The following is a 22,650-nucleotide window of genomic DNA, read 5'->3' as shown; positions in this document are numbered from 1 at the left end:
ATCCCGCGGCACCCCTGGCAACACCGCAGCAATCACCCGGCCCACAAGGCCGGCCATAACTAGAAAAGAAAGGGAGCTTTAACCTTGAAAGTATTCACCTTGACCGCACTGGCGTTATCCATCGGTGCCTTTTCCACGGTGGCCCAGGCAGATCCGCAGAGCCAGGACTACCTCCCGCTCACCCTCAAAAGCAGCAGCGAGCAAGCGCAAGCCAGCGGCTTCATCGACGGCCAAAGCCTGTCCGGCAGCACCCGCAACTGGTATGCCCGCGAACGTGCCGCACGCGCGCCGCTGTGGAAGTACTACAAGAACGACGGCACCCGCCACGACACCCACAGCCGTGAAAACTGGGTCCAGGGCACCATCCTCAATTACAGCTCCGGCTTCACCCAGGGCACCGTGGGCTTCGCCGTCGAGGCTGCCGGCTACAACGCCATCGCCCTGCAGCAGAGCCGCGAAGCCATTGCCGGCCCCAACAACCGCACCCTCACCCACAGCGATGGCGACCCCGTCGGCCAGTGGAGCAAACTGGGCCTGGGCAATATCAAGGCGCGCGTGTCCAACACCACCCTTACCCTTGGCCGCCAGTCGGTGGACACGCCGATGATCGCCTACATCGGCAACCGCGCCTTGCCCTCGAGCTTCCAGGGCGCGTTCCTGCACAGCGCTGAATTCGACAACCTCAGCATCGACCTGGGCACCTTCGACCGCGTCTCGCCACGTACCGAACAGAGCCTCAGCAAGTTCCGCAGCGAGTACAGCGCCACCGGCGTGGAAACCGACCGCGCCAGCACCGCAGGCATCAACTACCAGCCGTTCAAGAGCCTGAGTACCAGCCTGTACGCCACCAAGGTCGACGACTTCTGGAACCAGTACTACTTCGGCGCCAACCATGTGCTCGGCGACAGCGCAGTGCTCAGCCTGAGCACCGGCCTGAACTACTACAAGACCGTCGACGCCGGCAGCCAGAAAATGGGCAAGATCGACAACGACACCTACAGCCTGTCACTGGGCCTGACCCATCAGGCCCACACCCTCAGCGCCTCCTGGCAGCAGGTCAACGGCAATGAGTACTTCGACTACCTGCACGAAACCAACGGCATCTTCCTGGCCAACTCGCTGCTGTCGGACTTCAACGGCCCCAACGAGAAATCGCTGCAGATTTCCTATGTGCTGAACATGGCGCCCTATGGCGTGCCTGGCCTGAAGTTCAACCTGTACAACGCCCGCGGCTGGGGTATCGACGGCACTCACTACCGCGGCACTGCCTACGACGTGAATGGCCTGGATGGCGAAACCCACTATGAGTGGGGTATCGGCACCAGCTACGCGCTGCAGAGCGGGCCGCTGAAAGACACCAGCATACGCGCCACCTACACCACCCATCGCGCCAGCAAGGCCCAGGGCGATGGCAGCCTGGATGAGTTCCGCGTGGTCACCACCATTCCGTTCAACATTCTCTGAGCGCGGGCGCCACGGCCTGTTTCGCTGCGGGCCGTGGCAGCTACGCTGGAATCAATGCACGCAGGGAGACTTCAACCTATGCAGATAGCTTTCAGGAAAACGCCAGTGCTGCGCCTTACCCTGGCAGCGCTGATACTGGGCAGCGCCACGCATCTGGCCGCCAAGCCGCTGGTGGTGTGTACCGAAGCCAGCCCGGAAGGGTTCGACGTGGTTCAGTACACCACTGGGGTCACTTTCGATGCCGCGTCCGAAACCCTGTTCAACCGCCTGGTCGACTTCAAGCCCGGCACCACCGATATCCAGCCGGCCCTGGCCGAGCGTTGGGACATTTCAGCCGACGGCCTGACCTACACGTTTCACCTGCGCCAGGGGGTGAAGTTCCACAGCACCGAGTACTTCACCCCAACCCGTGAATTCAACGCCGACGATGTGCTGTGGAGCCTGCGCCGCCAGCTCGACCCCGCCCATCCATGGCACGACAAGACCAGCGTCGGCTACCCGTACTTCGAAAGCATGGCCTTCAAGCAACTGCTCAAGTCGGTGGACAAAACCGACGACCACACGGTGGTGATCACACTCACCCGCCCGGAAGCGCCGTTCCTGCGGGACATGGCGATGGGGTTCACCTCGATCTACTCCGCCGAATACGGCGACCAGTTGCTCAAGGCCGGCAAGACCGCAGCGCTGAACAGCAAGCCGATCGGCACCGGCCCGTTCATCTTCCAGCGCTACAACAAGGATGCGCAGGTCCGCTTCAAACCTAACCCGGATTACTTTCGCGGCAAGCCGCCAGCCGACGCCCTGATATTCGCCATCGCTACCGATAGCAACGTGCGCCTGCAGAAACTGCGCGCCAACGAGTGCCAGGTGGCGTTGTACCCCAAACCCGAGGATGTGCCGTCGATAAAGGCCGACGCCAGGCTCAAGGTCGCAGAGACCGAAGCGTTGGTCACCGGCTACATCGCCATGAATACCCAGCACAAATACCTCAACGACGTGCGCGTGCGTAAAGCCATCAACATGGCCTTCGACCGCCAGACCCATGTCGACCAACTGTTTGGCAAAGGCAACGCACTGGTGGGTGTAAACCCTTACCCACCCACCATGATCGGCTACAACACCCACAACCAGAACCCACCGCGCGACCTCGATAAAGCCCGCGCCCTGCTCAGGCAGGCCGGTGTACCCGAGGGCACGGTAATCACCCTGTTCACCCGCAACGGCGGCGGCATGACCAACCCTAACCCGCGCCTGTCCGCCGAAATGCTGCAAGCCGACCTCAAGCAGATCGGCCTGAAGCTGGATATTCGCGTGATGGAATGGGCCGAGATGCTGCGCCGCGCCAAGCAGGGCGAAGCCGACCTGGTGTCCACCGGCTGGGCAGGCGACAACGGCGACCCGGACAATTTCCTTGGCCCGCTGCTCAGTTGCGAGGCCGCCAAAAACGGTGAGAACTACGCGCGCTGGTGCAACTCGAAATTCCAGGAACTGATCACCCGTGCCCGCGAGGTGATCGACAACGACGAGCGCGCAAGGCTCTATAGCGAGGCATTGAAGGTGTACGATGACGACCAACCCTGGATCAGCATGGCCCACCCCAAGGTGTTCACGGCCATGCGTGACAACGTGGAGGGCTACGTGATCAGCCCTCTGACCAACAATAACTTCGCCACGACCAAGGTGAAGTAGAACAACAACGACCGCCGGCCACCCACACGGGGACCGGCGGCACTGCCGTACCGGGCTGATCGCCCCACGGCCTGATGAGGTAACCCCGACAATGTTGAGTTTTATTGCCCGGCGCCTTGGCCTGCTGATACCGACCTTTTTCGGCATCACCTTGCTGACCTTCGCGCTCATACGCCTGATCCCCGGCGACCCGGTGGAAGTGATGATGGGCGAGCGCAGGGTCGACCCCGAAATGCATGCCCAGGCCATGGAACGCCTGGGCCTGAACAAGCCACTGCCGGTCCAGTACCTGGACTACGTCGGCAAACTTGCCCAGGGTGACCTTGGCGAATCGCTGCGCACCCGCGAAAGCGTGTGGCGCGAGTTCCTCACCCTGTTCCCGGCCACCCTGGAACTGGCCTTCGCCGCCCTGCTGTTCGCCGGCGTCGTCGGCCTGCTGGCCGGTGTAATCGCCGCACTCAAGCGCGGTTCGCTGTTCGACCACGGGGTCATGGGCATATCACTGGCCGGCTACTCGATGCCGATTTTCTGGTGGGGCCTGATCCTGATCATGTTCTTCTCCGTGAGCCTTGGCTGGACCCCGGTATCCGGGCGCATCGACCTGCTCTACGACATCGAGCCGAAAACCGGCTTCATGCTTATCGACACCCTGCTCAGCGATGAAGAAGGCGCGTTCAAGGACGCTGTGATGCACCTGATCCTGCCGGCCATCGTGCTCGGCACCATCCCGCTGGCGGTGATCGCCCGCATGACCCGCTCGTCGATGCTCGAAGTACTGCGCGAAGACTACATCCGCACCGCCCGCGCCAAAGGCCTGTCGCCGGCCCGTGTGGTGTTCGTCCATGGCCTGCGCAATGCCTTGATCCCGGTGCTGACGGTGTTCGGCCTGCAGGTCGGCACGCTGCTGGCCGGGGCGGTGCTGACCGAAACCATCTTTTCCTGGCCGGGCATCGGCAAATGGCTGATCGAAGCCATCGGTGCCCGTGACTACCCCGTGGTCCAGAACGGCATCCTGTTGATCGCCTGCCTGGTGATTCTGGTCAACTTCGTCGTGGACATCCTCTACGGCCTGGCCAACCCACGCATCCGTCATCAGCGCTGAGGCCCTTGCCATGACTAGCCCGATTACAAAATCCGTGTCACCGGCCAGCCCGGTGGACCAGAGCCTGCTCTACCCCTCCCCGTACAAAGAATTCTGGCAAGCCTTCGCGCGCAACAAGGGCGCGGTGATGGGCCTGGCCTTCATGTGCCTGGTGGTGTTCTGCGCGCTGTTCGCGCCTTGGGTCGCCCCGCATGACCCGAGCGAGCAGTACCGCGACTTCCTGCTGACCCCGCCGGTGTGGCTGGAAGGCGGCACCTGGCAGTTCATCCTGGGCACCGACGAACTGGGCCGTGATCTGCTTTCGCGGCTGATTCAAGGTGCACGGCTGTCGCTGCTGATCGGCCTGTCGTCAGTGGTGATGTCACTGATCCCGGGCATTCTCCTTGGCCTGCTGGCCGGCTTTTTCCCGCAGTTGCTCGGCCCGTCGATCATGCGCCTGATGGACGTGATGCTGGCGCTGCCGTCACTGCTGCTGGCCGTGGCCATCGTCGCCATCCTCGGCCCTGGCCTGATCAACACCGTGATCGCCATCGCCATCGTTTCCCTGCCGTCCTACGTGCGCCTGACCCGCGCCGCGGTGATGGGCGAACTGAACCGCGACTACGTCACCGCTGCCCGCCTGGCCGGCGCCGGCTTGCCCCGACTGATGTTCGTCACCGTGCTGCCCAACTGCATGGCACCGCTGATCGTGCAGGCGACCCTGAGTTTTTCCTCGGCGATCCTCGACGCCGCTGCGCTGGGTTTCCTCGGCCTCGGCGTGCAGCCGCCTACCCCCGAGTGGGGCACCATGCTGGCTTCGGCCCGGGATTACATCGAGCGCGCCTGGTGGGTGGTAAGCCTGCCCGGCCTGACCATCCTGCTCAGTGTGCTGGCAATCAACCTGATGGGCGACGGCCTGCGCGATGCGCTGGACCCGAAACTCAAGAACGCCGCCTGAGGAGAACGCCATGTCACTGTTGCAGATCAACAACCTGAATGTGCGCTTCGGCGACGCCAACGCGGTACCGGTGGTCGATGGCCTGGACCTGGCGGTGGATGCCGGCGAAATCCTGGCCATCGTCGGCGAGTCTGGCTCGGGCAAGTCGGTCACCATGATGGCCCTGATGGGCCTGATCGATGCGCCCGGGCGCATCACCGCCGACGCCCTCACCTTCGACGGCACCGACATGCTCAAGCTCAGCGGCCGTCAGCGGCGCAAGGTGGTGGGCAAGGACATCGCCATGGTCTTCCAGGACCCGATGACCGCGCTCAACCCCAGCTACACCGTGGGCTTCCAGATAGAGGAAGTGCTGCGCCAGCACTTGGGCCTGAAAGGTAAGGCTGCACGCCAGCGTGCTCTGGAGCTCTTGAAGAAGGTCGAGATTCCGGCCGCAGAAAGCCGCCTGGACGCTTACCCGCACCAGCTGTCAGGCGGCATGAGCCAACGTGTGGCGATCGCCATGGCCATTGCCGGCGAGCCCAAGCTGCTGATCGCCGACGAACCGACCACGGCCCTCGACGTGACCATCCAGGCACAGATCATGGAACTGCTGGTCAACCTGCAGAAGGAGCGCAACATGGCGCTCATCCTGATCACCCACGACCTCGCCGTGGTCGCCGAAACCGCCAGGCGGGTGTGCGTGATGTACGCCGGCCAAGCCGTGGAAGTGGGCCAGGTGCCAGAACTGTTCGATGTGCCCGCCCACCCTTACAGCGAAGCCCTGCTCGCCGCGATCCCCGAGCACAGCATTGGCGCCGAGCGCCTGGCCACACTGCCTGGCATCGTCCCCGGCCGCTACGACCGCCCGGTCGGCTGCCTGCTGTCACCACGCTGCCCCTATGTACAGGACAATTGCCGGCGCCAGCGCCCGCCCCTCGACCCACAGGCCCACAGCCTGGTGCGTTGCTTCTACCCGCTGAACCAGGAGGTGGCGTGATGGCCGTCGTTCTATCTGCCCGGGAGCTGACCCGGCACTACGAAGTCTCCCGCGGGCTGTTCAAGGGCCATGCGCTGGTGCGCGCGCTCAATGGCGTGTCGTTCGAACTGGAGGCCGGCAAGACCCTGGCCGTGGTCGGCGAGTCGGGCTGCGGCAAGTCGACCCTGGCCCGCGCCCTGACCCTGATCGAAGAGCCGTCGTCCGGCTCGCTGCAAATTGCCGGCACTGAGGTGAAGGGCGCCAGCAAGGCAGAGCGCAAACAACTGCGCCGCGATGTGCAGATGGTGTTCCAGAGCCCCTACGCCTCGCTCAACCCACGGCAGAAGATCGGTGACCAACTGGCCGAACCGCTGCTGATCAACACCTCGCTGAGCAAGGCCGAGCGCCGCGACAAAGTGCAGAAGATGATGGAGCAGGTCGGCCTGCGCCCCGAGCACTACCAGCGCTACCCTCACATGTTCTCTGGCGGCCAGCGCCAGCGTATCGCCCTGGCCCGGGCGATGATGCTGCAACCCAAGGTGCTGGTGGCCGACGAACCGACCTCCGCGCTGGACGTGTCGATTCAGGCGCAGGTGCTGAACCTGTTCATGGATCTGCAGAAGGAGTTCAACACTGCCTACGTGTTCATCTCGCACAACCTGGCGGTGGTGCGGCATGTGGCGGATCAGGTACTGGTGATGTACCTGGGGCGGCCGGCAGAAATGGGGCCGAAGGAGGACATCTACAACAAGCCGCTGCATCCCTATACCCAGGCGCTGCTGTCGGCGACACCGGCGATTCATCCAGACCCGTTGAAGCCGAAGATTCGCATCGTCGGGGAGCTGCCCAACCCGCTGAACCCGCCGGATGGGTGCGCGTTTCACAAACGCTGCCCGTATGCGACCGAGCGGTGTGCCAAGGAGGTGCCGGCGCTGAGGCAGGTGAGTACGCGGCAGGTGGCTTGTCACTATGCCGAGCAATTTCTCTAATCTTGTGAGGTGATACGCGAAGGGGACGAGAAAGCCGATGAGGCTGCCGGGGTAGTGTGAACTGCTCCAGGCTTCGGTCCCCTTCATCGAAACGCTGATAAGGAATGATGCATTACTGAGCTGAGTGCAACTCCTCCAACAACTACGACTTTTCTGACAGGCGCCTCTGAAACTCAAAAAAATACAGACTTCGTGCGCAAAGCCCCTCCCCTCTCTACAACCCAGAAAACTCCCGGGACGTGGCTCTATGACACCACGCTAAACCGCGCATAACCCTTACCATACTTGGCTTTCGCATCGTTGACAGAGCGGCGCACGGGTCTATTTACTTGACACCTTTCACGGAAGATTACACGGCAATTGGATTGAAACGCTCACCGTGCATTTCAGGGAGATGCCCATGATCATGGATCGACTCGACCGGGTCGCACGTTGTCCCGTATCTGGCGAACAGGAGTAACCCCTCATGTTCGAAGCGGCCAGGTTCGGCGACGAGATATCGCACACCAGCGCGCTGGGGGGCTTCCTGATCGGGGCCGCCCTGGGGATTGCGCTGGTGGCCACGGTGGCCATCGCCACGTTCACCTGCGGGTTCGGCGTGGCCTTGCTGGCCGGCCTCGCAGCCGGCATCGGGGGCAGCTTGCTGACCGCCGCCGGAGAGGCGATAGGCAGTATGTTCTCGTCCCCCTCAGGGACGATAACCACTGCCTCACCCAACGTGTTCATCAACAGCCGCAAGGCCGCCCGCGTCGAAAAAAGCATCGGTGCCTGCGACAAGCACCCAGGGCCGGTGCAGATTGCCGAAGGCTCGACCAACGTCTTCATCAACAGCGTCGCCGCCGCGCGCAAGGGCGACAAGCTGACCTGCGGCGCCACCATTTCCGGTGGTTCGGACAACGTCATCATCGGCGGCGGCACCTACCGTTACCTGCCCGTGGACGATGAAGTCCCGGAGTGGCTGCGCACCACCGTGGATGTGCTGATGGCCATCGCCGGTGCCGCAGGCGGTATCGCCCAGCTGATCAAGGCGGGTACCCAGGCCGGCATGAAAGCCGTCATGCCTTGCGCGCTGAAGTTCACGGCCGGCTTCGTCGCCGGTGAGGTGGCCAGCCGTTACGTGGTCGAACCCGTGGCCCGCAAGGCTATCGGCGGCCTGGTCGGCAACCCCGTCGACCTCACGACGGGCCGCAAGCTGATCCCCGATGAAATCGACTTCAGCCTGCCGGGCCTGATGCCGATCGAGTGGTCGCGCTTCTACGCCAGCGACCTGACGGTCGACAGCGTACTCGGCCGCGGCTGGGTGCTGCCCTGGGAGCAGAGCCTGCGCCGCCAGGGGGCATTCATCTACCTCACCGACAACCAGGGCCGCGAAGTCCCGTTCGTGACCCTGCAACCGGGGCAGCGCATCTACAACCCGCACGAGCAGGTGTACCTGGTGTGTACCGAGGGTGGCCACTACATCCTGCAGACCCTCGATAACCTGTTCTTCTACTTCGGCGAAGTGCCAGACACCAACACCGAAGTGCCGCTGCAGCGTATCGAGAACGTCCTCGGCCACTTCCTGCACTTCACCCGCACGCCCGACGGCACACTGACCGACATCAGCGCCACCGGCGGCACCCGCGTGCACCTGCACTACGACAACCCGCTGGGCCGCCTGACCGACATCAAGCGCGTGGTGAACAACGAAGCGGTGGAAACGCTTACCCAGTACCGCTACGACGAACACGGCCAGCTGAGCGCGGTGATCAACCGCAACGGCGACACCGTGCGCAGCTTCAGCTACGCCGACGGCCTGATGGTGACCCACAGCAACGCGCTGGGGCTGGGCTGCCACTACCGTTGGCAAACCCTGGGCGACAAGGCACGTGTGGTCGAGCACTGGACCAGCGACGGCGAGCACTACCACTTCCGCTACGACCTCGATAGCCGCACCAGCTGGGCCACCGACGTGCTCGGCCGCGAGCTGGAAGTGCAGTACAACGCCGACCACCGCGTGGTCGCCAGCCGCGACTATGGCGGCGAGCGTTACGCCATCGAGCTTGACGAACACGGCAATATGGTTGGCCTGACCTTGCCGGACGGTAACCGCCTGCAATTCAAGTACGACGAATTCTCCCGCTTGCTCGAAGAGACCGACCCGCTGGGCCGCAAGACCACCTACGAATATCACCACCTGACCACGCTGGTGACCCAGGTCAGCTACCCGGATGGCAGCACCTGGCGAGCGCGTTACGACGACAAGGGCAACCTGCTCGCCGAATTCGATGCCCTCGGCCAGATGACCGAGTACCTGAACAGCGATGACGGCCTGCCGCACACCATCATCGATGCGACCTACAAGTCCAAGTACCTGTGGTGGAACACCCTGGCCCAGGTCGAGCGCTACCAGGACTGCTCGGGCAAGAGTACGTACTACCGCTATGACGAACGCCAGCACCTGGTGGCGGTGACCGATGCGCTAAACCAGACCACCACGCTGGCGCGCAAGCCCGACGGTGAAGTGCTGCGCATCAGCCACCCGGACGGCACCACGGAAAGCTTCACCTACAACGTCTACGGCCAGGTACTCAGCCACACCGACGGCAAGGGCCAGACCACCCGCCTGATACGCACGGCCCGCGGCCTGCCGAGCAGCCGCCAGGATGCCAAGGGCCAGCGGGTTCGCTACGAGTACGACAAGGCCATGCGCCTGACCGCGCTGGTCAACGAGAACAACGCCACGTACAGCTTTGCCTACGACGTGTCGGACCGGCTGAGCGAAGAAGTGCGGGTGGATAACCTGACCCGGCGTTTCAGCTACGACGTCGGTGGCCATCTCACACGACTGGATGAGATTGGCTATGGCGAAAATGCCGAGCGGCCCGAGCGCCATACGCTGTTCGAGCGTGATGCCATTGGCCGTTTGATTGCCAAGCTCAATAGCGATGCGCGGCAAGACTTCGTCTACGACGACGGCGACCGGCTGCTGAGCATCGAGCGGCAACCGAGCGGGATCGGCAAGCAGCTTGGGATCACGGAAGAAAAGCTGGAGTACACCTACGATCTGCTCGGCCGTCTGACCAAAGAAATCTGCCCTGACGGCACGCTTGGCTACGAGTACGACCCGCTCAGCAACCTGACCACGCTGACCCTCCCGGATGGGCGCAAGGTCAATCACCTGTACTACGGCAGCGGCCACCTGCACCAGCTGAACCTGAACGGCCAGGTGATCAGCGACATGGAGCGCGATGACCTGCACCGCGAGGTGTACCGGACCCAGGGCAAGCTCACCAGTTGCTTCGGTTATGACGCCATGGGGCGCAAGGCCTGGCAGTTTGCCTCGACCTTGCCCGCCGACAAGCTCTCGCAAGTGCACAACACCGGCATCAATACCTCGTTGCTGGTCGAGCATGCCTACAACCCGATCCACCGCCGTTATCAGTACGACCCGGCCGGTGAACTGGTGCGTACCCTCGACAAGCTACGCGGCGAGATCAAATACGAATACGAAGCCAATGGCCAGTTGCGCAGTCGCGATACCGGCTCGTTGATCGGCAGCGAGGAGTTCCGCTACGACCCGGCAGCCAACCGCCTGGACTTCAATGCGCGGCAGTTCGACAAGGTCAAGGACAACCGGATCAAACAGTGGCGGGATCAGGAGTACCGCTACGACCCGTGGGGCAACCAGATCGAGAAGCGCTCGGGGCACAGCAAGCTGCAGCACTTCAGCTATGACTGCGAGAACCGGCTGGTGCGGGCGGAGACGTTGGTCAATGGCAAGCTGGAAAGCCAAGGCGAGTATCGTTACGACAGCTTGGGGAGGCGAATAGCCAAGCAGGCTGAAATCAATGGCGAGGTCGAGCAGAAGCGCTTCCTCTGGCAGGGGCTGAGGATGCTGCGGGAGGAAACGCCAGGGCAGAGCATCCTGTACCTGTACGAGCCGGGTAGCTATGCGCCGTTGGCGCGGGTTGATCAGGTTGAAGGGGAAGGGCAGAAGGTCTATTACTTCCATACTGACCAGATTGGTACACCGTTGGAGTTGACGGACAGCGACGGCAAGATCGTTTGGCAGGCGACTTATCGGTCATGGGGGGCACTGGAACATCTTGCAGTCGATGAGATTGAGCAAAATATACGCTTCCAAGGCCAGTACTTTGATGATGAATCAGGTCTGCACTACAATACTTTCAGGCACTATGATCCGGAGTGCGGGAGGTTCGTTACGCAAGATCCAATTGGGCTTGAAGGAGGATTTAATCTTTATTTATATGCCCCTAGCCCTATTCTCTGGCTCGACCCAATGGGGCTGGCAACGTATAACACCATGCCGGGCATCGAAGGGTTCCAAAAACACCATATTATCCCACAGCAGCTAGTGGATCATCCTGTTTTAAAAGCGTCAGGCATGAATATACACGCGCTGAATAATATAATTTATCTCCCGACGCATGAAGAGCTCCATCCTACGCGAACAGTCCACAGAGGATCTCACCCGGGGTATAGTCGAGATGTCAAAGCAAGTTTGAATGAGGTAGAGAAAATTGGGCGTCAGGAAAAATGGACACAAGCCCAATATAAGGCAGCTGTTGATGATATTATTAGCGAAAATCGTCAAGGCTTGCGCAAGGGCAAAATAAAACTCAATAAAAACTCAATTAGAGGGGTGGCATGTTAATGAAACTGATTGAGCCTGTGGATAATTATCCTGAAAAATATTGGCTTTCCTATGATCATGGGACCAACATAGATCACTTGAGCTTTCAAGAGTGTAAACTGATTTCGGGTTCTGATTTGCCAGTTCAGCTTTCACTCAAGCAAAAGGTCGGCTTGAGTGCGTTTAGGAAGTATGACTATCTTTTTAGTGATGGGCCTGACATTATAACGTCTAGGCTTTTCAATATTTTTCTTGGTATGGGGCTTGAAGGTGAGATTCAGTTTGTACCTGCATGTATTGTGATCAATGGTGATGTGTATAATGATTATTACGCAGTGAACTATTTAGCATCAGAAAGCGCTTTTGATATGGAAAGGTGCATTTATAAACCCTTAATAAAATCATTGCCTGACGGGCCTAAAAGATTCAGTAGGATCGTTCTGCAGGATATCGAACCAACTCATTCAATTTTTCGCGCATTGGAAAGCATGTCGCGCATCGTAGTGTCGAATCGGGCAGCTGAGTCGCTTCAGGATAAGGCTGTGATTGGTATTTGTTTTGTTGAAGGTCGGGATGATATGTGAGCTTGTATTTTCTAATGGCATTTTCGGATGACTAATGCTAAGTGCCCGGGGTCACCTTGGTTGTTCGCTTGAGTTTAACAGCGGTAAGCCTACAACGTCCGACGGCAAACTGACCGACTTCAGCGCCACCGGCTGCACCCACGTGCGCCTGAATTACGACAACCCGCTGGGTCGCCTGACCGACATCAAGCGGGTGGCGAACAACAAAGCGGTGGAAACCCTCACCTAGTACCAGTTGCTGGCCAGATAACTGAGGGCTTTGCCCAGGGCATTCTGCGACGTTACCTGTGGGTGCGGTTTTCTCCAAACCTACAAAATCTGGGGATTCGACTATGTTCGCGCCTGCCTACCTTGCACATGCCTTTTGTAGCGAAGAGTTGTAGCAAAAGGGCCGCAAAGCGGCCCCCAAAATCTCAATGCATAAAGAACCAGATCAGAATGATCACCGGAATCGGCACCCCAATCATCCAAAGCAGTATCGAGCGCATGGCCTTTCTCCTTGTTCGATGGTGACAAGAAAGGTGCAGCCGCCATGCCAGTTGTATCAAAAAACTACATTCATAAGAATCAAAGGCTTACCCTCCAAGCCGCCTGAGCAAACCGTGCAATATGCAGGATCCACGCCCTTGCACCTGGGTGTTCTGCAATGCACTATCCACCCATGATCGCCACCACCCTCCCCGACGGCCCCGAGCAAACCCCGCTTACCGCCGAAATCGTGCTGCGCTACCACCTCTGCTGGAAGCATCGCGACCTCGACGGTGTCATGGCGCTCTACCACCCCGATATCCAGTACCACGACTTCTTCCAGAACCGCGTGCTCGGCCACCAGGAACTGCGCGACTACGTACGCGCTTGCCTGCCCCGTGAAGCTGGCGAGGACATCGTCCACAGCGACCGCATCCGCGTCGATGGCTGCACCGCATTCATCCAGTATCAGGTCACGGTCCAGGGCGGCGACGGCCTGGTTGCGTTCCAGTCCAGCGAGGCGATCACCGTCAGGGACGGGCTGATCTGGCGGGTCAACGAATACGCCACGCTGGTCCGCCAGAACGGCACAGGCCACGCCAACAGCGGTCCGCGCCCCGCCACCAGCCGCCTGGGCCTGTCGCCCCGGCAGTTGTCGACCATGGCCCAAGACCTGGAGCATTACTTCCAGCGTCAACGCCCCTACCTCGACCCGGAGCTCGACCTGCAACAGGTCGCCGACGCCAGCGGCTACAGCCGCAACCAGATTTCCTACCTGCTCAACCAGGTGCTGGGGCAAAGCTTCTATCGCTACGTCAACCAGGCACGCCTGCAGCACCTGATGGCCAGCCTCGGCGACGACAGCGTCGAGGCGACGATCGACGAGCTGGCCTTCAGTGCCGGCTTCAACTCGCTGTCGGCGTTCTACAAGTGCTTCCGTGAGCACACCGGGCTCACGCCCAAGGCCTATCTGAAGCAAATTTCCCTGCGTGCACGCACGTAAGACAGCTGCCCGCTGACACCACTACGATCGCCCACAGACCTTGACGGATGTGGAGTCGAACCCGATGCAACCCCTGCGCACGCTCAGCCTGTGGATGGACCAGCTCGACGAGCCGCTGTGCGCGCGCCCGGCACTGCGCAATGACCTCGACGTTGACGTGTGCATCATCGGTGCCGGCTATACCGGCCTTTGGACCGCGTACTACCTCAAGCGCCAGGCCCCCCAGCTGAACATTGCGGTGATCGAAGCCCAAATCGCCGGCTTCGGCGCCTCCGGTCGTAATGGGGGCTGGCTGATGGGCAACCTGCTCGGCGAAGACCGCCTGCTCGGCACCCTCTCGCCGCAACAGCGCCGCGCCAGCATCGACCTGCTGCACGGCATCCCGGATGAAGTGCATCGCGTGCTGCAAAGCGAAGGCATCGACTGCGACTACCGCAAAGGCGGCGTCCTTTATTGCGCGGCGCGCTACCCGGAGCAGGAACGCAGCCTGCGCGCCTACCTCGACGACTTGTATCGCCAAGGCATGACCGAGGACGACTACCGCTGGCTGAGCCCCGAGCAGCTGGGTAACCAGTTACGGGTCAGCAATGCGTTTGGAGCCATCTACAGCCCGCACACGGCGACCATCCAGCCAGCCAAGCTGGTGCGCGGCCTTGCCCGGGCAGTGGAGGCGCTGGGCGTATCGATCTACGAAAACACCCCGGCCATCGACTGGCAGCCGAGCGAGGTGCGTACCCCGCTGGCACAGATTCGCTGCCAGTGGATGGTGCCTGCCGTGGAGGGTTACGCCGCCAGCCTGCCGCCACTGGGCAAACACCAATTGCCAGTACAGAGCCTGCTGGTGGCCACCGAGCCGCTGCCAGAGGCCACCTGGGAGCAAATTGGCCTGAGCAAGGGCCAAGCCTTCAGTGAAAGCAGCCGCCAGGTCACCTACGGCCAGCGCACCGCCGACAACCGCCTGGTCTTCGGTGCTCGCGGTGGCTACCGCTTCGGTGGGCGTCTGCGCGAGAACTTCAACCTCGACGAACACGAAGTCGAACTGCGCCGCTACCTGTTCGGCGAACTGTTCCCGCAGCTCAAACAGGTACGCATCACTCATACCTGGGGCGGCAACCTCGGCATGGCGAGACGCTTCCGCCCACACATGCTTTGCGACCGCCAGCGCGGCATCGCCCTTGCCGGCGGCTACGGCGGCGAAGGCGTCGGGGCTACCAACCTGGGTGGGCGCACCCTGGCGGCGCTGATCCTCAACCAGCGCAACGAACTGACGGCGCAACCCTGGGTGCTCGACAACCGCCCGCTATCGAGCCTGGCCAGCTGGCCTCCCGAGCCCTGCCGCTGGCTGGGCTACAACGCGATCATCCAGAGCTTCGTCCATGAGGACCGGACCCTCGCCAACCCCGCCAGTGCGCCGTGGAGGCGGCGCCTGGCCATCTCGGTTGCGGACTTCATGGAAGGCTTCATGCACTGACTTCCCTTTTCACTCGTACAGGATCCACCGGTCATGAGCATCACCCAGTTCAAGAACACCGAATTTGCCGTGCTCGACAGCTCCAACCCGGTCGCGGTACCGCTCGGCGAACCCGTGGCAGTCACGTCAGTCACCTGCGTGGAGCGCAGCGATGGCGTTGAAACCGGCATCTGGGAATGCACCCCAGGGCGCTGGCGGCGGCAGATCGTGCAACAGGAGTTCTGTCATTTCATCAAGGGCCGCTGCACGTTCACCCCCGACGGTGGCGAGCCCCTGGTCATAGAAGCCGGAGACGCATTGATGCTACCGGCCAACAGCACCGGCACCTGGGACATCCTGGAGACCGTGCGCAAGACCTACGTGCTTATTTTCTGATCCGCTGATCGCCTGCCTTCGATAACAACAGACAAAGCAAGGTAAACCCGACATGCGCACCTTCCTCCTCGCCCCCCTGATGCTGGCCGCCAGCGTGGCCAGCGCCGCTGAAACGGTGAAGATCTACAACTGGTCCAGCTACGTGGCCCCCGATACGTTGAAGAACTTCCAGCAAGCCAGCGGCATCGTGCCGACCTATGACGTGTACGACAGCAATGAAACCCTCGATGGCAAGTTGATGACCGGTAATTCCGGCTACGACGTGGTGTTCCCCTCCAACCATTTCATGGCCCGGCAGATCCAGGGCAAGGCCTTGAAGCGCCTGGACAAATCCCAGCTGCCTAACTGGCACAACCTCAACCCGGTGCTGCTCAAGGCGCTGGAGGTGAACGACCCGGGCAACCAGTACGGCTTCCCGTACCTGTGGGGCAGTACCGGTATTGGCTACAACATCGACAAGGTCAAGGCGGTGCTCGGCGACAACGCGCCCGTGGACTCCTGGGACCTGATCTTCAAGCCCGAGTACATGAGCAAGCTGAAAAGCTGCGGCGTCGCGGTGCTGGACAATGGCCCCGAACTGCTGCCGATCGCCCTGCACTACCTGGGCTTGCCCCATCACAGCCAAGACCCCAAGGACTACGAGAAGGCCAAGGACCTGCTGATGAAAGTGCGGCCTTACATCAGCTATTTCCACTCGTCCAAGTACACGGGCGACCTGGCCAACGGCGATATCTGCGTGGTAGTGGGGTTCTCGGGGGATGTGCTGCAGGCGAAGAACCGCGCCGATGAGGCGAACAATGGCGTGAAGGTGGGCTATTCGATACCCAAGGAGGGCGCGCCGATGTGGTTCGACATGGTCGCCATGCCCGTCGATGCGCCGGATGAAAAGGCCGGATATGCCTACATGAACTACCTGCTGCAGCCGGAGGTGATGGCCAACATCAGCAACCACGTCCAGTACGCCAACGGCAACCTCAAGGCGGACGGGCTGGTGGACCCGGCGATGAAGGGTAATACGATGATTTACCCGAGCGACGAGGTGATGGGCAAGCTGTATGCGCTGGAGGCGATGCCGGCGAAGATCGACCGTATTCGTACGCGAATCTGGACCAGTATCAAAGCCGGAAATTGAAATGGGGCCGCCTAGCGGCCCTTCGCGGGCACGCCCGCTCCCACAGGTATCACATGACCTCCAGGTCTGGTGATTCCCTGTGGGAGCGGGCGTGCCCGCGAAGGGCTGCAAAGCAGCCCCGATTTCAGGCCTTAATGGTGCTCGCGGGTAGCGCGGAACTTGATGTCCGGCCAGCGCTCTTCCATCAGCGCCAGGTTGACCCGGGTCGGCGCCAGGTAGGTCAGGTGACCGCCGCCGTCGATGGCCAGGTTTTCCATGGCCTTGGTCTGGAATTCCTCGAGCTTCTTCTTGTCATCGCAGCTGATCCAGCGCGCCGACCAGACGGTGATAGGCTCGTAGGCACACTCCACCTTGTACTCTTCCTTCAAGCGGCTGGCGACCACGTCGAACTGCAGCACACCGACCGCACCCAAGATGATGTCGTTGCTGCGCTCAGGGAAGAACACCTGAGTAGCACCTTCTTCGGCCAGCTGCTGCAGGCCTTGACGCAGTTGCTTGGATTTCAGCGGGTCTTTCAGGCGGACGCGACGGAACAGCTCCGGCGCGAAGTGCGGGATACCGGTGAAGCCCAGCGCCTCGCCTTCGGTGAAGGTGTCGCCAATCTGGATGGTGCCGTGGTTGTGCAGGCCGATGATGTCACCGGCAAAGGCTTCTTCCAGTTGCTCACGCTCGGAGGAGAAGAACGTCAACGCATCGCCGATACGCAGGTCTTTGTTCAAGCGCACGTGGCGCATTTTCATGCCCTTCTCGTACTTGCCCGAGCAGATGCGCATGAAGGCGATACGGTCGCGGTGTTTCGGGTCCATGTTCGCCTGGATCTTGAACACGAAGCCGGTGAACTTCTCTTCCACAGGCTCCACGGTGCGCTCGTGGGCCACACGGCCAAGCGGGCGCGGCGCCCAGTCGACCACGGCGTCGAGCACGTGGTCGACACCGAAGTTGCCCAGTGCAGTACCGAAGAACACCGGGGTCAGCTGACCGTTGATGAACTCTTCCTGGTTGAACTCGTGGCAAGCGCCCTGCACCAGCTCCAGTTGCTCGACGAACGAATCGTACTGGTCGCCCAGGTGCGCGCGGGCTTCGTCCGAGTCCAGCTTCTGGATGATCTTGGCTTCGGTGCGCTCGTGGCCGTGGCCCGGGGTGTACACCACGATGTAGTCACCGGTCAGGTGGTACACGCCCTTGAAGTCGCGGTAGCAACCGATCGGCCAGGTGATTGGCGCGGCCTTGATCTTCAAAACGGCTTCGATCTCGTCGAGCAGTTCGATCGGGTCGCGGATGTCTCGGTCGAGTTTGTTGATGAAGCTGACGATGGGCGTGTCGCGCAGGCGGCACACGTCCATCAGGGCGATGGTACGCGGCTCTACACCTTTACCGCCGTCGAGCACCATCAGCGCCGAGTCCACCGCGGTCAGGGTGCGGTAGGTGTCTTCCGAGAAGTCTTCGTGGCCGGGGGTGTCGAGCAGGTTGATCATGTGCTCGCGGTACGGGAACTGCATCACCGAGGTGGTGATGGAGATGCCGCGCTGCTTCTCCATTTCCATCCAGTCGGAGGTGGCATGGCGGTCGGACTTGCGCGACTTCACGGTACCGGCGACGGCAATGGCCTTGCCCATCAGCAGCAGCTTCTCGGTGATGGTGGTTTTACCGGCGTCGGGGTGGGAAATGATTGCGAAAGTGCGGCGCTTCGCGACTTCGGCGGCCTGGTTGGTCATGGGAAATCGCCTGACTGGGGGATTTGAAAGGGGCAGTATCATACCTGAAGTTGGGCCTGGACCAAAATCTGCCGAATGAATGGCGCCTGTGCCGGCCTCTTCGCGGGTAAACCCGCGCCTACAGGTACGACACAGGGTTCGGATGCGGTGCAGTCACTGTAGGAGCGGGTTTACCCGCGAAGAGGCCGGCACAGACAAAAGAAATCCAACAGGCAATCGATTTATCACGACAAATGCCAAAAGCGCAGTTATTTCAACGCCTGCAGCGTATTAAGCCGCTGTTTTTTCTCGCCAAAAATCCCGCAACCCAGCGATTAACGCTGGCCAAATGCCGCCTCAGATGGGAACCTTTACGCCCACGGAGACGTCCACTCCCCTGCAACCCGCTTCGGTTGGGGACTGGTTTCATCAGCATTTTCGGGCCCGACGGGGTTCGGCTCATGGCCTGATCGCAGCCTTCGGCTTGCATCTCGCTGCTACTCGCGAACACACCACCCGCCGCCAGGATTGGCCGGCTTCCAAGAAGTGTGCTCGCCGACAACACAAGGAGTCCGCCTGTGGCTAAACGCTACGGAAAGGGGCTGTTGGGATGGGCCGCCGTGCTCGTCATCCTGGCCCTGCTGGTCCACTGGATCGGCATCGACACGATCGCGCGTTATCGCGACGATCTTGGGTTCTACCTGCAAGCGCACCTGGTATTGGTGCTGGCTTCGATGGTGGCGGCGCTGGCCGTGGGCATCCCCGCCGGCATTGCGTTAAGTCGACCGCACCGGGTCGACAAAGCCGAGCGTTTCATGCAGTTCTTCAACGTTGGCAACACCATCCCCCCTCTGGCCGTTCTGGCCATCGCCCTGAGTATCCTGGGCATCGGCGCCGGGCCTGCGATCTTCGCACTGTTCCTCGCGTCCCTCCTGCCCATCGTGCGCAACACCTACGAAGGCCTGAAAAACGTCCCCGCATCGCTCAAGGAAGCCGCTACCGGCATCGGCATGACCCCGCGCCAGCAACTCTGGCAGGTGGAGCTGCCCAACGCCGTGCCGATCATCGTCGGCGGCGTACGCGTGGCCCTGGCGCTGAACGTGGGCACCGCACCGCTGGCATTCCTGATCGGCGCCAACAGCCTGGGCAGCCTGATCTTTCCCGGCATCGCCCTGAACAACCAGCCGCAGCTGCTGCTGGGTGCCGCCTGCACCGCGCTGCTGGCACTGGTGCTGGACGCGGCGGTGAGTTTCTCCAGCAGGCGCTGGCTGGAACGTGGCCTGGCCCAATAAGGATAGGAAACGTATGAAGAAGAGAATCGCCTTGCTGCTGGGCGCGGCCCTGCTGTTCGCAGGAGTTGCCCAGGCAGCGGAAAAACCCCTGGTGCGCATCGGCGCGCGGGTGTTCACCGAACAGACCGTGCTCGCCGAAATCACCGCGCAGTACCTGCGCGCCAACGGCTTTGACGTACGCGTCACCACCGGCCTTGGCAGCAGCATCGCTCGCCAGGCCCAGGAAACCGGCCAGCTCGACCTGATGTGGGAATACACCGGGGTGTCGCTGGTGTCCTACAACCACATCGATGAGCGTATGCCCAGCGCCGAGGCCACCTACGCCAAGGTCAAGGAGCTGGATGCCAAAAAAGACCTGATCTGGCTGACCCCGTCGAAATTCAGCAACACCTATGCCCTCGGCTTGCCGAAGCAGGTCGCCGAGGCCTACCCGCAGATCAACTCGATCAGCGACCTCAATCAGGTGCTGCGCGACGAGCGCAAGCGTAATCACCTGGTGGCTCTGGACACCGAGTTCGCCAACCGCCCCGACGGCCTGGTCGGGCTCAAGGAAATGTACGACCTGCAGGTCGGCCGCGCCAACATCCGCCAGATGGACGCGGGCCTGGTCTACACGGCCATGCACAACAACCAGGTGTTCGCAGGCCTGGTCTACACCACCGACGGTCGCCTGAGCGCGTTCAACCTCAAGCTGCTCGAAGACGACAAGCACTACTTCCCCGACTACACCGCCGCCCCGGTGGTGCGCAAGGCCGTGCTCGACGCCAACCCGCAACTGGTCGCCCTGCTCAAGCCACTGGCCGAGCAGCTCGATGACGAGACCATGCGCCAGCTCAATGCCAAGGTTGACGTAGACCACCAGAACCCGACCGCCGTGGCCGCCGCATTCCTGCGAGAGCATCCCCTCAAGGAGGTACAGCCATGAGCCTGCTCGACACGTTCGCCCACCTCGACTGGGCCCAGGTGCTGCAACTGACCTGGCAGCACATCATGCTGGTCGGCATCGCCGTCGGCCTGGCGATCCTCGTTGGCGTGCCGCTGGGCATCCTGATGACCCGCTTCCCGGCGGTGGCCGGCCCGCTGCAGGCCAGCGCCACAGTGCTGCTGACCATCCCCTCGATTGCGTTGTTCGGCCTGCTGCTGCCGTTCTACTCCAAGTTCGGCCAGGGGCTGGGCCCCTTGCCGGCGATCACTGCCGTGTTTCTTTATTCGCTGCTGCCAATCATGCGCAACACCTACCTGGCCCTGACCAATGTCGAGCCCGGTATCCGTGAAGCCGCGCGTGGCATCGGCATGACCTTCGGCCAGCGCCTGCGCATGGTCGAGCTGCCCATCGCCGTACCGGTGATCCTCGCCGGCGTGCGCACCGCCGTGGTGATGAACATCGGTGTGATGACCATTGCCGCCACCATCGGCGCCGGCGGCCTCGGCGTGCTGATCCTGACTTCCATCAGCCGCAGCGACATGTCGATGCTGCTGGTCGGCGCCGTACTGGTCAGCCTGCTGGCGATCATCGCCGACCTGCTGCTGCAAACCCTGCAACGTGCCCTGACTCCAGAAGGACTGCGCTCATGATCGAACTGAAGAACCTCAGCAAAACCTTCAACGTCAACGGCAAGGACGTCAAAGCCGTCGACTCGGTAAGCCTCACCGTCAATGAAGGGGAAATCTGCGTGTTCCTCGGCCCGTCGGGCTGCGGCAAGAGCACCACGCTGAAAATGATCAACCGCCTGATCACGCCCACCTCGGGCCAGGTGTTCATCAATGGCGAAGACACCACCGGGCTGGACGAAGTTACCCTGCGCCGGCACATCGGCTATGTGATCCAGCAGATCGGTCTGTTCCCCAACATGACCATCGAGGAGAACATTACCGTGGTCCCGCGCCTGCTTGGCTGGGACAAGCAGAAATGCCACGAGCGGGCTCGCGAGCTGATGCACATGATCAAGCTCGAACCCAAGCAGTACCTGCAACGCTACCCGCGCGAGCTATCTGGCGGCCAGCAACAGCGTATCGGCGTGATTCGCGCCCTGGCAGCAGATGCACCCGTGCTGTTGATGGATGAACCGTTCGGCGCGGTCGACCCGATCAACCGCGAAATGATCCAGAACGAGTTCTTCGAAATGCAGCGGGCGCTGAACAAGACGGTAATCATGGTCAGCCACGACATCGACGAAGCGATCAAGCTGGGCGACAAGATTGCCATCTTCCGTGCCGGCAAGCTGTTGCAGCTGGATCACCCGGATACCCTGCTGGCGCACCCGGCGGATGATTTCGTCAGCAACTTTGTGGGCCAGGACAGCACCCTCAAACGCCTGTTGCTGGTGCGTGCCGAGGATGCAGCGGACAACGCGCCGTCGGTGAGCCCGGAAACACCGGTGGGCGACGCGCTGGAGCTGCTGGATGAGCACGACCGCCGCTACGTGGTGGTGACCGATGCGCAAAACAAGGCCTTGGGCTATGTGCGCCGGCGCGACATGCACCGCCAGCAAGGGACGTGTGGCGATTTCCTGCGGCCGTTCAATGCCACGGCCTCGTACGATGAGCACTTGCGCATCCTGCTGTCGCGCATGTACGAGTTCAACCGCGCGTGGTTGCCAGTGCTGGATGCCGAGCAGGTGTTCTTGGGCGAGGTGACGCAGGAGTCGATTGCCGCGTACCTGAGCTCGGGGAGATCGCGGGGGGCGAAGAGCAGTATCGTTTCGCCGGCCGAGGCGGTGGTTTCGTAATCGTCGGGGGCGCTTTGCGCCCCTTCGCGGGTAAACCCGCTCCTACAACGGCCTGTGTTCAATCCCCGATGTATGTCCACCACCGATCATGTGTAGGAGCGGGTTTACCCGCGAATACGGTGGTGGC

18 protein-coding genes are annotated in these 22,650 nt (G+C 61.6%); 17 read left to right on the top strand and 1 reads right to left on the bottom strand.

The annotated features are described in order from the left end of the window. Positions 1-84: 84 nt before the first annotated feature. The 13 genes from LMH93_RS04765 to LMH93_RS04705 all read left to right on the top strand — a co-directional run bounded on the left by LMH93_RS04765 (position 85) and on the right by LMH93_RS04705 (position 16,808). Positions 85-1,464 (top strand): OprD family porin, encoded by a 1,380-nt coding sequence (locus LMH93_RS04765; protein WP_102885848.1) that lies wholly within the window; start codon positions 85-87, stop codon positions 1,462-1,464. Between the two features lie 78 nt (positions 1,465-1,542). Beyond that, positions 1,543-3,153, top strand: coding sequence for an ABC transporter substrate-binding protein (locus LMH93_RS04760; RefSeq protein WP_033726404.1), 1,611 nt, complete (start codon positions 1,543-1,545; stop codon positions 3,151-3,153). Positions 3,154-3,244: 91 nt separating this feature from the next. Further along, entirely contained in the window at positions 3,245-4,255 is a 1,011-nt protein-coding gene (locus LMH93_RS04755) for an ABC transporter permease subunit (protein ID WP_003255257.1), read from the top strand. Between the two features lie 10 nt (positions 4,256-4,265). Further along, entirely contained in the window at positions 4,266-5,192 is a 927-nt protein-coding gene (locus LMH93_RS04750) for an ABC transporter permease subunit (protein WP_003255259.1), read from the top strand. Positions 5,193-5,202: 10 nt separating this feature from the next. After that, complete coding sequence (locus LMH93_RS04745) at positions 5,203-6,171, top strand: ABC transporter ATP-binding protein (RefSeq protein WP_003255260.1); 969 nt, start codon at positions 5,203-5,205, stop codon at positions 6,169-6,171. Then, positions 6,171-7,139, top strand: a complete 969-nt coding sequence (locus LMH93_RS04740) for a peptide ABC transporter ATP-binding protein (RefSeq protein WP_003255261.1) — start codon at positions 6,171-6,173, stop codon at positions 7,137-7,139. Before LMH93_RS04745 ends, LMH93_RS04740 begins: the two co-directional genes overlap by 1 nt. Positions 7,140-7,605: 466 nt before the next feature. Further along, positions 7,606-11,796 (top strand): RHS repeat-associated core domain-containing protein, encoded by a 4,191-nt coding sequence (locus tag LMH93_RS04735; protein WP_230064873.1) that lies wholly within the window; start codon positions 7,606-7,608, stop codon positions 11,794-11,796. Further along, positions 11,796-12,359: a hypothetical protein gene (locus LMH93_RS04730; RefSeq protein WP_003248461.1), complete on the top strand. Its 564-nt coding sequence runs from the start codon at positions 11,796-11,798 to the stop codon at positions 12,357-12,359. The genes LMH93_RS04735 and LMH93_RS04730 overlap by 1 nt, the downstream gene beginning before the upstream one ends. A gap of 34 nt (positions 12,360-12,393) precedes the next feature. Then, positions 12,394-12,588 (top strand): hypothetical protein, encoded by a 195-nt coding sequence (locus tag LMH93_RS04725; RefSeq protein WP_003248463.1) that lies wholly within the window; start codon positions 12,394-12,396, stop codon positions 12,586-12,588. Between the two features lie 417 nt (positions 12,589-13,005). Further along, complete coding sequence (locus tag LMH93_RS04720; protein ID WP_230064872.1) at positions 13,006-13,830, top strand: AraC family transcriptional regulator; 825 nt, start codon at positions 13,006-13,008, stop codon at positions 13,828-13,830. 64 nt (positions 13,831-13,894) lie between these two features. Further along, entirely contained in the window at positions 13,895-15,301 is a 1,407-nt protein-coding gene (locus LMH93_RS04715; protein ID WP_047603303.1) for an NAD(P)/FAD-dependent oxidoreductase, read from the top strand. A gap of 33 nt (positions 15,302-15,334) precedes the next feature. Beyond that, a complete protein-coding gene (locus LMH93_RS04710; RefSeq protein WP_003248474.1) occupies positions 15,335-15,676 on the top strand; it encodes a cupin domain-containing protein in 342 nt (113 codons plus the stop codon). A 52-nt stretch (positions 15,677-15,728) separates the two neighbouring features. After that, positions 15,729-16,808 carry a polyamine ABC transporter substrate-binding protein gene (locus LMH93_RS04705; RefSeq protein ID WP_003248478.1) on the top strand — a complete coding sequence of 360 codons (1,080 nt, stop codon included), beginning with the start codon at positions 15,729-15,731 and terminating at the stop codon, positions 16,806-16,808. 131 nt (positions 16,809-16,939) lie between these two features. Here the strand turns inward: LMH93_RS04705 and LMH93_RS04700 are convergent, their stop codons facing one another. After that, complete coding sequence (locus tag LMH93_RS04700; protein WP_003248481.1) at positions 16,940-18,523, bottom strand: peptide chain release factor 3; 1,584 nt, start codon at positions 18,521-18,523, stop codon at positions 16,940-16,942. A gap of 557 nt (positions 18,524-19,080) precedes the next feature. Between LMH93_RS04700 and LMH93_RS04695 the strand changes: the two genes are divergently transcribed. The 4 genes from LMH93_RS04695 to LMH93_RS04680 are packed head-to-tail and all read left to right on the top strand — an operon-like array spanning position 19,081 to position 22,523. Continuing rightward, a complete protein-coding gene (locus LMH93_RS04695) occupies positions 19,081-19,794 on the top strand; it encodes an ABC transporter permease (RefSeq protein ID WP_004575998.1) in 714 nt (237 codons plus the stop codon). Positions 19,795-19,807: 13 nt separating this feature from the next. After that, positions 19,808-20,719 carry a glycine betaine ABC transporter substrate-binding protein gene (locus LMH93_RS04690; protein ID WP_004575997.1) on the top strand — a complete coding sequence of 304 codons (912 nt, stop codon included), beginning with the start codon at positions 19,808-19,810 and terminating at the stop codon, positions 20,717-20,719. Then, a complete protein-coding gene (locus tag LMH93_RS04685; protein ID WP_003248487.1) occupies positions 20,716-21,369 on the top strand; it encodes an ABC transporter permease in 654 nt (217 codons plus the stop codon). The genes LMH93_RS04690 and LMH93_RS04685 overlap by 4 nt, the downstream gene beginning before the upstream one ends. After that, on the top strand, positions 21,366-22,523 hold the full coding sequence (locus tag LMH93_RS04680; protein WP_003248489.1) for an osmoprotectant ABC transporter ATP-binding protein OsmV: 1,158 nt from the start codon (positions 21,366-21,368) through the stop codon (positions 22,521-22,523). Before LMH93_RS04685 ends, LMH93_RS04680 begins: the two co-directional genes overlap by 4 nt. Positions 22,524-22,650: the final 127 nt, after the last annotated feature.

It is taken from the genome of Pseudomonas sp. CIP-10, assembly GCF_020911845.1.
GTDB lineage: Bacteria > Pseudomonadota > Gammaproteobacteria > Pseudomonadales > Pseudomonadaceae > Aquipseudomonas > Aquipseudomonas alloputida.
Note: the sequence above shows the minus strand (reverse complement) of the source record. Positions and strands in the feature narration are given on the sequence as shown.

Excerpts from the sequence above, each read along its gene's own strand:
- LMH93_RS04760 (WP_033726404.1), top strand. The coding sequence starts at position 1,543 with ATGCAGATAGCTTTCAGGAAAACGCCAGTGCTGCGCCTTACCCTGGCA.
- LMH93_RS04755 (WP_003255257.1), top strand. The coding sequence starts at position 3,245 with ATGTTGAGTTTTATTGCCCGGCGCCTTGGCCTGCTGATACCGACCTTT.
- LMH93_RS04750 (WP_003255259.1), top strand. The coding sequence starts at position 4,266 with ATGACTAGCCCGATTACAAAATCCGTGTCACCGGCCAGCCCGGTGGAC.
- LMH93_RS04745 (WP_003255260.1), top strand. The coding sequence starts at position 5,203 with ATGTCACTGTTGCAGATCAACAACCTGAATGTGCGCTTCGGCGACGCC.
- LMH93_RS04740 (WP_003255261.1), top strand. The coding sequence starts at position 6,171 with ATGGCCGTCGTTCTATCTGCCCGGGAGCTGACCCGGCACTACGAAGTC.
- LMH93_RS04735 (WP_230064873.1), top strand. The coding sequence starts at position 7,606 with ATGTTCGAAGCGGCCAGGTTCGGCGACGAGATATCGCACACCAGCGCG.
- LMH93_RS04730 (WP_003248461.1), top strand. The coding sequence starts at position 11,796 with ATGAAACTGATTGAGCCTGTGGATAATTATCCTGAAAAATATTGGCTT.
- LMH93_RS04725 (WP_003248463.1), top strand. The coding sequence starts at position 12,394 with ATGCTAAGTGCCCGGGGTCACCTTGGTTGTTCGCTTGAGTTTAACAGC.
- LMH93_RS04720 (WP_230064872.1), top strand. The coding sequence starts at position 13,006 with ATGCACTATCCACCCATGATCGCCACCACCCTCCCCGACGGCCCCGAG.
- LMH93_RS04715 (WP_047603303.1), top strand. The coding sequence starts at position 13,895 with ATGCAACCCCTGCGCACGCTCAGCCTGTGGATGGACCAGCTCGACGAG.
- LMH93_RS04710 (WP_003248474.1), top strand. The coding sequence starts at position 15,335 with ATGAGCATCACCCAGTTCAAGAACACCGAATTTGCCGTGCTCGACAGC.
- LMH93_RS04705 (WP_003248478.1), top strand. The coding sequence starts at position 15,729 with ATGCGCACCTTCCTCCTCGCCCCCCTGATGCTGGCCGCCAGCGTGGCC.
- LMH93_RS04700 (WP_003248481.1), bottom strand. The coding sequence starts at position 18,523 with ATGACCAACCAGGCCGCCGAAGTCGCGAAGCGCCGCACTTTCGCAATC.
- LMH93_RS04690 (WP_004575997.1), top strand. The coding sequence starts at position 19,808 with ATGAAGAAGAGAATCGCCTTGCTGCTGGGCGCGGCCCTGCTGTTCGCA.
- LMH93_RS04685 (WP_003248487.1), top strand. The coding sequence starts at position 20,716 with ATGAGCCTGCTCGACACGTTCGCCCACCTCGACTGGGCCCAGGTGCTG.
- LMH93_RS04680 (WP_003248489.1), top strand. The coding sequence starts at position 21,366 with ATGATCGAACTGAAGAACCTCAGCAAAACCTTCAACGTCAACGGCAAG.